The sequence below is a fragment of the Clostridioides sp. ES-S-0190-01 genome (assembly GCF_020658275.1).
GTDB lineage: Bacteria > Bacillota > Clostridia > Peptostreptococcales > Peptostreptococcaceae > Clostridioides.
Map to the genome: position 1 here is coordinate 186,206 of NZ_JACVWA010000039.1, position 14,626 is coordinate 200,831.

Below are 14,626 nucleotides of genomic sequence, written 5' to 3' on the forward strand. Positions count from 1 at the left end.
AACAGCTGTCTCACTCTTAGTTTCTGCAAAGTATACTATTTTCTATACTATGATATCATAAAATTCTTTTATTTGCAACTTTTTGAACTAACCTAAAACAGTGACAATTGGTTTTCATCACTCATATTTTCAAGTGAGCCATGATTAGTAAGTGTTTCTATTACTGTTTTTGATACTTTTGCTCTCTTTCTTAAATCTTCTTTTGATATAAACTCACCATTTTTTCTTTCATTTTGAATATTTAAAGCTGCATTTCCTCCAAGACCTTGTATTGCTGCCATTGGTGGAAGTAATGTTTTTTCTCCAACAACTATAAAGTCACTTGCATCCGATTTATATATATCAACTGGTAACAGCCTTATCCCCCTTGCATACATTTCAAGTGCAACTTCTAATACGGTCAACATACCTTTTTCCTTTGTAGTTGCATCATTTCCCAATGCTTCAATCTCATTTATTTTTGATTTTATAGTATCCAAACCTTTAACAATTAAATCTGCATCAAAATCTTCCACCTTTGTAGTAAAGTAAGTTGCATAAAAGGCTTCTGGGTAATGTACTTTACAATATGCAATTCTAAATGAGGTCATAACATAAGCAACAGCATGTGCTTTAGGGAACATATATTTAATCTTTTTACACGAACCTATATACCATTCTGGAACATTATTTTTCTTCATTTCTTCAATATGTTCTGGTTTTAAACCTTTCCCTTTTCTTACACTCTCCATTATTGTAAAACTCATCTTAGGAGGTAAGCCTTTAAATATTAAGTAGTTCATTATGTCATCTCGTGTAGATATAACATCTTTTAATCCCACTATACCTTCTCTAACTAAATCTTGTGCGTTATTTACCCAAACATCTGTACCATGAGAAAGACCAGATATACGTACGAGCTCTGCAAACGTAGTAGGTTTTGTATCAAGGAGCATTTGTCGTACAAACTTAGTTCCAAATTCAGGTACAGCAAGACATCCTATAGGACAATTTATCTCTTCTGGTGTAACTCCTAACGCTTCTGTAGATGTAAATAAAGACATAGTCTCTTCATCATCTAGAGGAATTTCAGTTATATTTATTCCAGTAATATCTTCAAGCATTCTTATGATAGTAGGACCGTCGTGTCCAAGTATATCAAGTTTAAGTATCCTACCACTTATTGAATGATAATCAAAGTGAGTAGTTATAACGCCACAAGAAGTATCATTTGCTGGATATTGTATAGGTGTAAAATCATATACATCTTTATAGTCTGGTATAACCATAACTCCACCAGGATGCTGTCCTGAGGTTCTTTTTACGCCAGTACACCCATTTGAAAGTCTAAGAACCTCCGCATTTGGTACACTTATATTATTTTCTTCTACATATTTTCTTGCATATCCAAAAGCTGTTTTTTCTGCTACTGTACCTATAGTTCCTGCTCTATATACATATCCCTCTCCAAATAATTCTTCGGTGTATTTGTGGATTGTTGGCTGATAATTTCCTGAGAAATTTAGGTCTATATCTGGTTCTTTATCTCCTTCAAAACCTAAGAAAACCTCAAACGGAATGTCATGACCATTTTTAGCAAGTTTTCTTCCACATTTTGGACAATCCTTATCTGGCAAGTCAACACCTGACCCCCATTCACCTATTTCATAAAAAAAGGAATATTTACAATCTTCATTTTCACAAATATAGTGAGCTGGTAGAGGATTAACTTCTGTTATATCACTCATAGTAGCTGCAAATGATGAACCAACAGAACCTCTTGAACCAACCAAATACCCATCTGAAAGAGATTTTGCAACTAGTTTTTGAGCTATAATATACATAACTGCATATCCATTACTTATTATTGAATTTAATTCTCTATCCAATCTCTTTTGAACTATTTCTGGTATTGGCTCTCCATAAATCCGTTTAGCTTTTTCATAGCACATTTCCCTTAATTCTACATCTGAACCTTCTATAATTGGTGGATATGTATCATCTGGTATAGGTTTTATATTTTCAACCATATCAGCAATCAAATTACTATTTTCAACCACAACTTCATATGCTAATTCTTCTCCAAGATAACTAAACTCCTCCAACATTTCATCTGTTGTCCTAAAATGTAAATAAGTCTCTTCTTCATCTACCTTAAATCCTTGAGAATACTTTAGAACTTTTCTTAAAACAGCCTCATGTTTATCTAAAAAATGCACATCTCCAGTAGCTACTGGAATTTTATTAAACCTCTTAGCTGTATCAATTAATTTTCTATTTAATTCTCTCAGCTCTTCTTCATCCTTTACTTCTCCTTTATCAATCATAAACCTATTGTTATCTATAGGCATTACTTCTATATAATCATATAAATCTATTATTTTTTTCATTTCTTCATCAGATACATTTTTCTTTACAGCTTGAAAAACAACCCCTGCTTCACAAGCGGAACCAATTATGAGACCTTCCTTATACTCATTTAAAATACTTCTAAGGATTCTTGGGGCTCTAAAAAAATGATTTACATGTGCATCTGAAATTATTTTATATAAGTTTTTTATACCTATAGAATTTTTTGCTATCAAAGTTATATGATTTGTACTAAGCTTTGTATAATCGATTTTTCCAAGAATATTATTCACATCACTTAAAGTTTTGGCACCTTTTTCTGTAAGCATCTGTAAAAATTTATTAAATATAAGTGCAGTTGCTTCCGCATCATCAACTGCTCTATGGTGGTTTAAAAGAGGTATGCCAAGCTCTTTAGCAACAACATTTAATCTATGTCTTTTTAACTTGGGAAGCATTACTCTGGCTAACATAAGTGTATCTACTTTTTTGTGATTATACATTATCCCCTGTTCTCTACACTTTTGTGATATAAATCCAGTATCAAACTCCGCATTATGTGCAACTAGTACACTATCTCCAACAAACTCCATAAATCTTGGAAGAACTTCTTCAATAGTTGGCTTATCTTTAATCAATTCATTAGTTATTCCTGTTAATTCTTGTATCTTATACGAAATATCTTTTTCAGGATTTATTAATTCACTAAATCTATCTACAATTTTAAAATTTTCTATTTTTACAGCACCAATTTCAGTTATTTTATCATTTGTATTAGAAAATCCAGTAGTCTCTATATCAAATACAACAAACGTCTGAGAAAGTTCTTTATCATTTGCATCTTCTATAATAAGAGAATCATCTTCAACTAAATACCCTTCTACTCCATAAAGTATTTTTATGTTGTTTGCCTTACCAGCATTCATAGCATCTGGGAATCCCTGTACAACACCATGGTCTGTTATAGCAACCGCTGGATGTCCCCATTTTGCTGCACGTTCTACAAGTTTTTTAACAGAACAAATAGCATCCATAGAAGACATCTGAGTATGTGCATGAAGCTCCACCCTTTTTTCTTCTGAAGTATCTTTTCTCTCTGGTCTAGCTTCTTGTCTAATTCCACTAATCATCATACTAATTTCTCTTTGATATGTATCATAAACTATGTCACCTTTAAGTTTTAAATAAGCTCCTTTTTTAACATTTTCAAGTACTCCATCTTTATTGGTATCTGTTAAAAATAGCTTACAACTTATTGAACTAGTATAATCTGTAATTGATGCTATCATAAGTATTTTTCCATTTTTAAGTTCTTTAGTCTCAACATCAAATATATCTCCAACAACTGCAACTGTTCCAGAAGAGGCATTTAAGCCAGATATATTTTCAATCATAGCATTTGCATTATCTCCATAGACTAAATTTTCGTCAACTTCTGATTTAATAACATAGCCTTCTTCTTCATTTTCTTCACACTTATTAATTTGTCCAATTTCCAATGCTCTAATTTTTTCTTCCATTTCTCTATCATTTATTCTTATAAGTCTTTCTACATTTACCTTTTCATCAACAGCTTTTTCAATAGTTATATCTAAATCCAATCCCAATTCTTCACTAAGAACAGTTTTAAGTACATGAACTACATTTTTTTTTATTAATCTCTCATAAAATATACCCTTTGGGAGTTTTATTTTTAATTCTTCATCTAAACAAAGAAATTCAACTTGCTTATACCATCCTGCAATGGATGGACACAGGTACTTTAATATATACAAGATATTATTCCAATATTTTTTTATAACATCTTTGTTAGATTTTCTTTCAAACCCAGTAAATCTTATTTTCATCTTTATATCTTTAAAATAATCAAGCTTATACATCAATTCTTCTCTAAATTTATCTAAAAGTTCATGTGAAACAATATCTTTAGATGTCAGGTAAAAATAAACAATTTTATTTTCTTTAAAATAAACTACTCTACTTATGTAAACTTCTTTAAGTTGCTTTCCAAGACCGCTGTTATTAATTTCTAATTTATCTAAATATTCCTTAACACTTTCCATTTATATCCTCCTTTCCTAACATTATATATATATTATTACCACTTTTTCTCTATTTCTATCTATTACTCATTTATATTTACTTAGAATTAATATTATAGCATAAAAATTTTGCTAATATTAAGATTTATATCTTGTAAATTATATACAAAAAGACTACAGATAATTTAAACAAAATGAAAAACTACCCATAGTCTATATTTTTTACTTATGTATTACTTATATTGTGGTACCTCAAAGACTAAACTACTTCCACCACTATAAAGGCCAATTAAATTTTCCATAATTCCAGAAATTCCATTAGCCCAATTTACATCAGTTGCATATTGGTGCCATGTATAATCATAATTCCACTTCATCTTGTAAATAGTATTTTGATTATACTTAGAACTATTTACATAGTTTTGAGATATCCATTTTGCAGAACCATCTATCGTAGCTTCAATACTAGTCCATCCATTAGAATATGCTGCCTCTGCTCCTGAAACATTGGCACTTTTATCTATTGCTCCTATTCCAAAAAAATTATACACTTTAACTGGTTTGCTAAGAGCTTGGCCTTTATAAGAAGTCAATGTCTGACCTTGTGCAAGTGTAGATTTACCATAAGCAGTTTCCCACATAGCATGAGATACTAGATATACTACATCTATATTATACTTCTTAGCAGCGTTTATAAATGCGGCTCCTTGATTCTTAAATACACTAGAAGATAATCCATTAAGGTATGAATTTAAGCTTGACTCTGATATACCACTTCTATAGCTATTAATTTTTAAGAATTGCATCATACCTTTTGTAGTATTTGTAAAGTTTTTAGGATTTAAATAATATTCTATGTCACTTGAACTAGCATTTACAAATGAACTTGTTCTTTGTGCTGAAAATGTACTAAATTCAGGACTTGGGGTACTTTTTCTATTACCTGGAGCTATTACATTCCCTCCTGCTGTTGCTTTCTCAACTTGTTTACTTACATGAGAAGCTAGTGTATAGTTTAAAGATTTGTAATCAATCTTAGCTCCACTTATATTTGCCATACCATTTACTTGTCCTGACGTTGTAGAATCATTATTTCCATTATTATTGGAATTGTTATTTGAGTTATTATTATTTGTATTATCATCTGATGTATCTGTCGAATCAGCTAGATAATTCCCCACAACAAATGCTTCTTTATTGTTAAAATTAATTTTAGCCCATCCACTACTTTCTGACATCACAGTTACTTTGCTTCCCTTATAGACTTTTCCTAATTTACTATATGTAGAGCCTGGACCACTTCTTACATTTAAAGAGGCTGTATTTACAAATTTATTAGTATTTTTTTTATCAGTATCTTGGCTAGAATTATTTGTATCACTCTGACCTGCATCTGATAAATACATACTAGATACATATCCATCTTTTCCATTATACTTTATTTTTGACCATCCATTAGATTCTGATATTACTTCTACCTTACTTCCTTTTTGTAACTTACCTAATACACCATAGCTTGTATTTGGGCCACTTCTTACATTTAGTGAAGTTGTATTTACCTGCTTAGTTTTTGATTTATTAGTTGAACTTGATACATCTCCTAGATAAGAACTCGATACATAACCTAGTCTTCCATCATATTTGATTTTTGACCAGCCATTGCTTTCTGATATTACTTCTACTTTTTGTCCCTTTTTTAATACAGTTATAACTCTATAGCTTGTTCCTGCTCCATTTCTCATATTTAAACTATTTGAGGTAACCTGTTTTTCTTTATTTGTAGATGTTCTTAAAAAGTCACCATTAGATTTTGCTATATATTTTGATGAAGCCCAACCTTCTTGTCCAGATTCAGCTTTTATTTTATACCATCCATTAGAAGAGTCTTTTATTAAAACTTTATCATCTTTTTTAGCAACAAAAGATATACTACTTTCGGCAGTTGGTTCATTTCTTACATTTAAATAATTTATAGTCACTATACCTATTTCTCCATCAGCATGTGCATTTACCATAGTTAATGGCAATACAGCTAATGTTGCTAAAGCTGCTTTTTTCTTCACTTACTTCCCCCGCCCTTCTTTTAACACTAAAACAATTTTAATATAATTATACGACAACTTATGATTTTAGTAAATATTGTCTATTTATATTATGTATACATTTTATTTATACTTTCTTTATTTTCATTTCTGATTTTAATTTATCTATTTATATATTGAAAAATATAAACTCTTCTAGCTCATATAATTTTATTTATGCCCACTCTTTAAATTGATTTGTAAAACATTAAGAAGATACTCAGAATCTAATAAAGTAACATAAACTTTATAATATGTAGTACAATCTATATATAATAATTTTGGAGGTGTAAACTATGGATGCAAATAACCTAAAAGACTTAATATCTAATCATAATAATATAGTATTTTTTGGTGGAGCAGGTGTTTCAACTGAATCTAATATACCAGATTTCAGAAGCTCTACTGGACTTTTTAGTCAAAAACTCAATAAACAATTTACTGCTGAGCAATTAGTTTCACATACTTTTTTTGTTAAATATCCAGAAGAGTTCTTTGAATTCTACAAAGATAAACTGATATATCCTAATGCAAGACCTAATAATGCCCATATAGCTTTGGCAAAGCTAGAAGAAATGGGCAAACTTAAAGCTGTTATAACTCAAAATATTGATGGACTTCATCAAATGGCTGGAAGTAAGAATGTTTTAGAACTTCATGGTTCTGTACATAGAAATTACTGTACTAACTGTGGTAAATTTTTTGATTTAGAAGCTATGCTAAATCTAGGAGGTAATATTCCTCATTGTGATGATTGTGGCTCTATAGTAAAACCTGATGTAGTGCTTTATGAAGAAGCTCTTGATGGTGATGTTATTACTAAGACAATTTCTGCTATAAGTAATGCTGATTTACTGATTATAGGAGGTACATCATTGGCTGTATATCCAGCAGCTAGTTTTATAGATTATTACAAAGGTAAATATATTGCTCTTATTAATAAGGCAAACACAGTTTATGATAAATCTGCATCTCTTGTAATTAATAGACCTATTGGAGAAGTCCTATATGAAGCTGTATTAAGACAAATATAGATTTATTTCAATATTTTTATTATATATATGAGTTTTTATGTTGAATTTAAAGTTTCTTTTTATTATTATTTTTGTTATAGTATTTTAGTATAAATATATAATTTGAAAGGAGCTTTTTATGAAACTAAAAACTATATCTTTACCAGAACTTAATAATTTAGACCCAACACTGGAATCTACATTTATCAAAATGGGTGAAGAGCAAGGCGAACTAGCTGAATGTATAGGCAAATTCAGAAATCTAAGTGGAGAAAATAATGACTTAGATGAAGTTGATATTATAAAGAAAACTGCTAAAGAATTGATGGATGTGGCTCAAACATGTGTAACTATGATGTTTAAACTAGAAGAACAATATGGTATTAATCTTGATGAAATACGCAAAGAACATATAAAAAAACTAGAAAAAAGAGGCTACATAAAAAACATAGATAAGTAAACATTCTATCTCTAAATATTTATTAAAATAAATTTAAAGTCTGAAATGTTTAATTTCTATGTAAATTTGCTATTAAATGGTATCTCAAAATGATTTTTTAAATTGTAATTGAGATACCATTTTTTATTTTATTTGTATATATTATTTGATATTTTCATAAACAATTAAATTTTATCCAGTATAATGAGTTTTTTATCAGCAAAATTTTATTTTTAACTTCTATATTGTTCTCTCTTATTTTCATAAATTTTACTATATTCTTCTATCGCTTCATCCCATGCTTCTATATCTGTTATCCCTTTTTCAATTGCTAATAAATGAACTATCTCAGCTAACTTTGATGCTGATTCTATTATTCCCATTTGTTACACCCTCTCTATTGTCAAATACTTACAAAAACTGTTAATTAGTTCTAATATTTGTTATTATTATTCCCAAAAACTTTAATAAATAAAAATATTTTTATTTTTTGACACGATTCTAATATGGCCACTATGACTACGAAATTTAAAAACTTTTATCTCTTTAAATTTTCTATATAAAATCTTAACTTTATTAAATTTTTTATATATTAAATTGACAGAGGATGAATATATTTATATAGGTACATATTAATTTATTATAGGAGAGAATGCTCTATGTTTAAAATTTTTCTTTTTTCTAGTGAACAGTTTGTAAGTCTTTTTATATTCGGATTATTTCTATATCATTGTCCAAAGCTAACAAAAAATATTTTACCCTATAGTTACACAGTTGAAAAAATACTTTGTACCTTAATGGTAATAGTCGTTGCTTTAGAACAAATTTTAATTATTTCTTCAGGGAATTATAGCACCTTGAATTCCTTACCAATTGGAATTAGCCATATTTGTATCTACATATGTATAGCTATATTAGTTTTTAAACAGTATCATTTTTTTAACATATTTTTTTCTTGGAGTTTAGTTTGTTCTGTTGGAGAACTTATTTTTTCTAAAAACTTAGGATACGAATTTCCTAGCTTCATATATTTTCTATTTATCTTCTCTAAATGTTTGATAATATATGCAAATATTTATATGGTTGATGTAAGAAAATTTAAAGTTAACAGACATGCATTTAGAGATAATTTTGGAATTTGTCTTATTTATTTTTCATTTATATTTTTACTAAATACATTTACTGATTCACAATATTACTATAGCTTTTTAAGTTACAATACAACTACCATTTTCATATTTATTTTTGCTACTAGCATTGTGTACATACTTCCTCTTTTATCCAATATAGATACCTTTATCCTTGAAAAAAAGAAAAAGAGTAAATAATTTGTTTAAATTTATAAATAAAGCCACTTAGATATTTTTTAAGTTTTAAAAATATCCAAGTGGCTTTACACATTAAACTATAGTTTTTGTAATATATAATTTTATACCTCTGCTAAATAATACAATGTCCTAACAGGCTCTCCTGTCGCTCCTTTTGATTTATATCCCTTTGACTTTGATGATGTACTTGTACCTGCTATATCCATATGTATCCATGGAGTACTGCCAACAAATTCTCCAATAAAGGCTCCTGCTGTTATGCATCCAGCATTTTTACCTCCAGTATTTTTAAGGTCTGCTTCTTCTCCCTTTACCATATTTTTAAACTCATCATAAAGAGGCATCTTCCAAACTCTTTCTCCAGATAAAGTAGATGCTTTTTCCAATTCACAATAAAAATCATCATTATTTGTTACTACAGGAGTTGCAACATTACCTAATAATGTTAAAGCTGCACCAGTCAATGTTGCTACATCAACAACTTTTGTTACTTTTTCATTATTAATAATGTAATATATTGCATCGGCTAATGTAAGTCTACCTTCTGCATCTGTATTTAAAACTTCGATAGTTTTTCTTGCCATAGAGTTAATTATATCTCCTGGCTTATATGAACCTCCCGATAAAGCATTTTCACATGCAGCTACTACTGCTATAACATTTTTCTTTAATTTACTCTGAGATATGGCACACATAGCTCCTATTACACTTGCAGCTCCAGCCATGTCTGTTTTCATATCTAGCATAGATGCATTTGATTTTAAAGAATATCCACCAGTATCATAAGTCAATCCTTTGCCCACTAGACCTAGTATATCTGAATTCTCTTCATCTCCAAAATATCTCATTACTATAAATCTTGGTTTATTAACTGAACCTCTTGATACAGCAAAAAAAGCTTCCATACCCAATGCTTTTATTTTTTCTTCTTCATAAATCTCAACATTAAATCCATACTCTGCCCCAAGTCTAACTGCCTCTATTGCCAATGTCTTTGGGTATATTATATTTGATGGTTCGTTAACTAGATTTCTAGCTATTATAGTTGAATTAGATAGTATTCTAGCTTTTTCTATTTGACAATCTGCTTCTTTTTCAGTGAATATAATTATATTCTCTATTTCTCTTTCTTCAAATTCTTTACTTTTTGTCTTATATTTATCAAATTTATAGTTTCCAAGCAATATTCCTTCTGAAAAAGCACCTATCTCTTCTATATCTAAATTAATATTTATTATGTTAATATCATTATTTTTACATACTTTATTTCTCAATATACTTTTTATTTTTTTACATAAATTGCCCCCTATGATTCTAAGTTTTTCCTTATCTAAAGATTCTTTCTTACCAAGACCAACTAGACAAATGTCTATTAGATTTTCATTTTCGAGCAATGTCACAATCTCTATGTTATTTTCTTTAGCACTGAAGTTTTTACTTACAATATTTAATTTATCAAACATTGTAGAAACATTCTCATCTTCAAACACAGTAACTACAGTTATAGCATCATCCAAGCTTTTTAATATTTCTTTAGAACATTTTATCTGCATATCAAATTCTCCTTTTTAAAATAATTGCTCAATTATATTTCTAGAGTCTTCCAAAGAATCAAATAATTTATCTTTGTTTTTTACATCTAAACAGTTCATTTTATCACTTATTATAGATATAAATTTTAATATTTCATCATCTAGTATTTTTTCTCCACTTTCAGTTATTCCATAAAAAGTATTTCGTCTATCTCTACTATCTTCTTCTCTATATACATAGTCTTGCTCAACTAGCTTATTAAGCAATATACACAAACTAGAAGTAGATACATGTAAGTCTCTACTTAAATTTTTAAGTTCCATTTTATTATGCTTTCTTATACTTACTAAAGCAAAAAATTGCCTTTCTGTAAGTACTTTACCTTTTTTATATCTTTCATTATTAATAATCTTTATTAAATTATGAAAGTTATTCATACTTTCCAACAACAAAATAGATAACTCTTTATCACTCATAAAATTCACCTCAAAATTAATAATTGGGACTCCCTCTTATCCCCCCAATATGTTTATATATCTCTAATATAATACTTCTTTTCTTTTTATAATTATACTATAGATAAACTTTATTATCCATTTAAATTGTTTTAAACTAAAATATTATTAGGTATAAAGTAAAAAACATTTAAATTACATTATAAAATAGTGAGACTTATATCAATCTCACTATTTTACTTAAGGATATATTTTATTTTCAAAAGTATTCTAATCTTATACTACATATTATTCTTGTCTGTATTTTTATTATTTTGAGATATATTCTGAATTTTTTCTAATACTCTAGGAGTTATAGACAAGATATTATCTACTAGATTAATATTACTATCTAAACTCATTATTCTAGTTTCTCCACTTTCAACTACTACAAATGCTACTGGTTGTACAGATATAGCTCCTGCACTACCTCCTGCAAAATTTGTATCTGCTTTTTCACTTTTTATTTCAATATTTTTATCTTTCTCATCATATCCTTTTGAATATTCTCCTCCACCTATACCAAATCCAATTGTTACTTTTGATATAGGAACAACTACTGTAGTATCTGTTTTTATAGGGTCTCCTATAATAGTATTTGCATCTATAGAACCTTTAATAGTTTCAAGAGTTGTTTCCATAAGACTTTGTATCGAACCTGTTGCTCTCATTACTATCACCTCCCTTATAATTTCCTTTATTTTTATTCATAACCTTATTAACCATTATTATAAAATGAAATAAATCTTTTATTCTTGACCTTATATGTATCCTTACATTTCCCAAAAAGTAATCTTTTGTAAAATTTGGATTTACATTTAGATATATTTTTTCTGCATCAATTATATTAAATAAATTTCCATATAGAGTATTTATTAATACATACACAGAAGATGTCAAACTTACATTTTTAGTTCCAAAATCAATGTTTGAATAAAATTCATGTATTTTTATCTTTTTTAATAGTCTATAAATACTTAAAAGGTCATCAGCTAATAATATACTAGAGTCTATATTATTCTTCATCCCCTCTTTTTCATCATTATTGTTACTATTTTCAGCTGGATATAGTTGTCTATTTATATTTATTAAATCAAACATGTATTTTATATTAAGTTTTAAGCAAACATCTTTATTGTTTATATCTGCTATTAATAAGATATTTATATGAGACATTAAAAACAATACAATTATACTTATTATAAAAATTATTGCTATTATTAAGTATTTAAAATTAAGTAATTCATTAATCTCCATGTCTATATTATCATCAAAAAATTACTATTTATACTTAATTAACCATATTTATTTTACCAAAAGCACTTTTTTATATTCACACAAAAAAACACAATAACTTAGAGTATTTTAAACCTTCTAAAAAATTTAAAACTATAAACTAAATTACTGTGTTCTCCATATTTTTATTTTAAAATTAACATTTCTATTGTAAAATTAATATTCTCTTTGTATAACATTTTATTCATTTGTTAATGCTTCTTGATAAGTTTCTATAGCAGGCAACTCTTCAAGACTTTCTATATTTAGCAACTTTAAAAATTCATCTGTTGTCTTATAAATTATAGGTTTTCCTATTTTATTAAGTCTACCAGCCTCTCTTATAAGTTGATTTTCAAATAGAGTTTGTAGCACCTTATCACATTTTACTCCCCTTATATCTTCTATCTCTACCTTCGTTATTGGTTGTTTATATGCAATTATAGTAAGAGTCTCTAGTGTAGCTTGACTCAAACTTTTCTTTTTCTTTGGTTCAATAATTTTTTTTATATATTCTGCATAATCTTCATTTGTACACATTTGATATTTGTTTTCCAATTTGATTATTTGAATACCTCTATTTTTTTCTCTATATTCATCAATAAGTAAATTTAACATAATCTCTATCTCTTTTGATGAAAGTTCTTTATTTATTATATAATTTAATTCTTTTATACTTATTGGGTCACCATATGCAAACATAATAGATTCTATAATACACTTTATATCTTCTCTTTTCATTTTAACACTCCGAACTTTTTCTAATTAAAATATCATCAAAAAATATATCTTGTACCACTACTATCTCTTTTTCTTTTATAAGCTCCAATATAGATAAAAAAGTAGCAATTATTTCATCATTTTCATATGATTTTATGATATTTGTAAAAGTAACTTCTATTTTCTCTTTTATGACATTTCTTATATACACTATTTTTTCTTCCACAGATATTATCTTTTTTCTCACTATTTTATCCAATTTTTCATCATTAGTATTTTCAATTTGTGATGTTTTAACCTTAAATATATATGGAAGTATATTTTTTATTGCCTCTATTGATATATCTTCTAAATCTACATTATCATCAATAACTATTTCTTCTTTAGTTCTATAAAATCTTTCATTAATATAAGTTATATTTTCCTTTATATCTTGTGATGCTATTTTAAATTTTCTGTATTCTTCTAATTTCTCCATAAGTTCTATTCTTGGGTCTTCTTCTTCATCCTTTTGTTTGTAAAGTAAGTATTTAGATTTTATCTCTAAAAGCTTAGATGCCATAGTTATAAATTCGCTAGTTATCTCTAAATCCATTTTGTCTAACATTTTTAGATAATTAAGATATTGCTTAGTTATATCTATAATTGATATATCTTTTATATCTATCTTATGTTTAGTTATCAAGTCATACAGCAAATCTAATGGTCCCTCATAAACTTGTAATTGTATATTATACTTCATATTAATCCCTCTTTAAGTTATTTATTTTATTAAACAAATAAATATACTATTTTTAGTAATACTGTATATATTGGTGTTAATATTATTTGATATATCCCTGTAAATAAAGCAATCAACAAAATTATATAACTCATATTTTCAAATTTATATACATATTCATTCCATTTATATGGAACAAGTGTAGATATAACTCCCCATCCATCAAGTGGAGGTATAGGCAGTAAATTAAAAGCTGCAAATCCCATACTATATAAGAATACATATTCAGCTATTGTATTTATCGCATACATGTGCACATATTTATTTATAATGACACAGACTATAGCGGTCAGAACATTACAGAAAACACCTGCAAGTGAAACTATCAAATTGCCTATCTTGTAATTTTTAAAATTATTAGGATTTACTGGGACTGGCTTTGCCCATCCTATTCTAAGAATAAACATAGCCAAAAGACCAATTGGGTCGACATGTCTTACAGGATTTAATGTCATTCTTCCATAAGCCTTAGCTGTATCATCACCTAATAAATGTGCCGAGTATGCATGACCAAACTCATGTATTGATATTGCCATGGCTATACCAACCAAACTTGCTACGATTTCTCCTATATTCATACTTAACATTAATG

12 protein-coding genes are annotated in these 14,626 nt (G+C 27.8%); 2 read left to right on the forward strand and 10 right to left on the reverse strand.

Annotated features, from left to right (window positions below; genetic code table 11):
- Positions 1 to 92: 92 nt before the first annotated feature.
- Both IC214_RS14790 and IC214_RS14795 read right to left on the reverse strand, forming a co-directional pair.
- Positions 93 to 4,391 carry a PolC-type DNA polymerase III gene (locus tag IC214_RS14790; protein WP_227434215.1) on the reverse strand — a complete coding sequence of 1,433 codons (4,299 nt, stop codon included), beginning with the start codon at positions 4,389 to 4,391 and terminating at the stop codon, positions 93 to 95.
- Between the two features lie 212 nt (positions 4,392 to 4,603).
- Complete coding sequence (locus IC214_RS14795; protein WP_227831211.1) at positions 4,604 to 6,433, reverse strand: SH3 domain-containing protein; 1,830 nt, start codon at positions 6,431 to 6,433, stop codon at positions 4,604 to 4,606.
- A gap of 314 nt (positions 6,434 to 6,747) precedes the next feature.
- On the opposite strand from IC214_RS14795, the gene IC214_RS14800 reads away from it, so the two are divergent.
- Entirely contained in the window at positions 6,748 to 7,485 is a 738-nt protein-coding gene (locus IC214_RS14800) for an NAD-dependent protein deacylase (protein ID WP_227823660.1), read from the forward strand.
- A gap of 118 nt (positions 7,486 to 7,603) precedes the next feature.
- Complete coding sequence (locus IC214_RS14805) at positions 7,604 to 7,924, forward strand: MazG-like family protein (protein WP_009905401.1); 321 nt, start codon at positions 7,604 to 7,606, stop codon at positions 7,922 to 7,924.
- Positions 7,925 to 8,136: 212 nt separating this feature from the next.
- Here the strand turns inward: IC214_RS14805 and IC214_RS14810 are convergent, their stop codons facing one another.
- The 8 genes from IC214_RS14810 to IC214_RS14850 all read right to left on the reverse strand — a co-directional run bounded on the left by IC214_RS14810 (position 8,137) and on the right by IC214_RS14850 (position 14,621).
- Positions 8,137 to 8,286 (reverse strand): hypothetical protein, encoded by a 150-nt coding sequence (locus tag IC214_RS14810; RefSeq protein WP_227434212.1) that lies wholly within the window; start codon positions 8,284 to 8,286, stop codon positions 8,137 to 8,139.
- A 1,046-nt stretch (positions 8,287 to 9,332) separates the two neighbouring features.
- A complete protein-coding gene (locus IC214_RS14820) occupies positions 9,333 to 10,784 on the reverse strand; it encodes a leucyl aminopeptidase (RefSeq protein ID WP_227434210.1) in 1,452 nt (483 codons plus the stop codon).
- Between the two features lie 15 nt (positions 10,785 to 10,799).
- Positions 10,800 to 11,240: a MarR family winged helix-turn-helix transcriptional regulator gene (locus IC214_RS14825; protein ID WP_227434209.1), complete on the reverse strand. Its 441-nt coding sequence runs from the start codon at positions 11,238 to 11,240 to the stop codon at positions 10,800 to 10,802.
- A 260-nt stretch (positions 11,241 to 11,500) separates the two neighbouring features.
- Positions 11,501 to 11,929 (reverse strand): GerW family sporulation protein, encoded by a 429-nt coding sequence (gene ytfJ / locus IC214_RS14830; protein WP_227434208.1) that lies wholly within the window; start codon positions 11,927 to 11,929, stop codon positions 11,501 to 11,503.
- The gene (locus IC214_RS14835; protein WP_227836152.1) at positions 11,883 to 12,515 is read right to left on the reverse strand and encodes a DUF2953 domain-containing protein; all 633 of its coding nucleotides are present in this window, start codon (positions 12,513 to 12,515) and stop codon (positions 11,883 to 11,885) included. The genes ytfJ and IC214_RS14835 overlap by 47 nt, the downstream gene beginning before the upstream one ends.
- 219 nt (positions 12,516 to 12,734) lie before the next feature.
- Positions 12,735 to 13,274 carry an SMC-Scp complex subunit ScpB gene (scpB, locus tag IC214_RS14840; RefSeq protein WP_227434206.1) on the reverse strand — a complete coding sequence of 180 codons (540 nt, stop codon included), beginning with the start codon at positions 13,272 to 13,274 and terminating at the stop codon, positions 12,735 to 12,737.
- A 1-nt stretch (position 13,275) separates the two neighbouring features.
- A complete protein-coding gene (locus IC214_RS14845) occupies positions 13,276 to 13,995 on the reverse strand; it encodes a segregation and condensation protein A (protein ID WP_227434205.1) in 720 nt (239 codons plus the stop codon).
- Between the two features lie 29 nt (positions 13,996 to 14,024).
- Positions 14,025 to 14,621 (reverse strand): site-2 protease family protein, encoded by a 597-nt coding sequence (locus IC214_RS14850; RefSeq protein ID WP_227866779.1) that lies wholly within the window; start codon positions 14,619 to 14,621, stop codon positions 14,025 to 14,027.
- Positions 14,622 to 14,626: the final 5 nt, after the last annotated feature.

Coding starts and splice junctions, on each gene's coding strand:
- IC214_RS14835 (WP_227836152.1), bottom strand. CDS start 12,515: ATGGAGATTAATGAATTACTTAATTTTAAATACTTAATAATAGCAATA.
- scpB (WP_227434206.1), bottom strand. CDS start 13,274: ATGAAAAGAGAAGATATAAAGTGTATTATAGAATCTATTATGTTTGCA.
- IC214_RS14790 (WP_227434215.1), bottom strand. CDS start 4,391: ATGGAAAGTGTTAAGGAATATTTAGATAAATTAGAAATTAATAACAGC.
- IC214_RS14820 (WP_227434210.1), bottom strand. CDS start 10,784: ATGCAGATAAAATGTTCTAAAGAAATATTAAAAAGCTTGGATGATGCT.
- IC214_RS14845 (WP_227434205.1), bottom strand. CDS start 13,995: ATGAAGTATAATATACAATTACAAGTTTATGAGGGACCATTAGATTTG.
- IC214_RS14850 (WP_227866779.1), bottom strand. CDS start 14,621: ATGTTAAGTATGAATATAGGAGAAATCGTAGCAAGTTTGGTTGGTATA.
- IC214_RS14810 (WP_227434212.1), bottom strand. CDS start 8,286: ATGGGAATAATAGAATCAGCATCAAAGTTAGCTGAGATAGTTCATTTA.
- ytfJ (WP_227434208.1), bottom strand. CDS start 11,929: ATGAGAGCAACAGGTTCGATACAAAGTCTTATGGAAACAACTCTTGAA.
- IC214_RS14800 (WP_227823660.1), top strand. CDS start 6,748: ATGGATGCAAATAACCTAAAAGACTTAATATCTAATCATAATAATATA.
- IC214_RS14805 (WP_009905401.1), top strand. CDS start 7,604: ATGAAACTAAAAACTATATCTTTACCAGAACTTAATAATTTAGACCCA.
- IC214_RS14825 (WP_227434209.1), bottom strand. CDS start 11,240: ATGAGTGATAAAGAGTTATCTATTTTGTTGTTGGAAAGTATGAATAAC.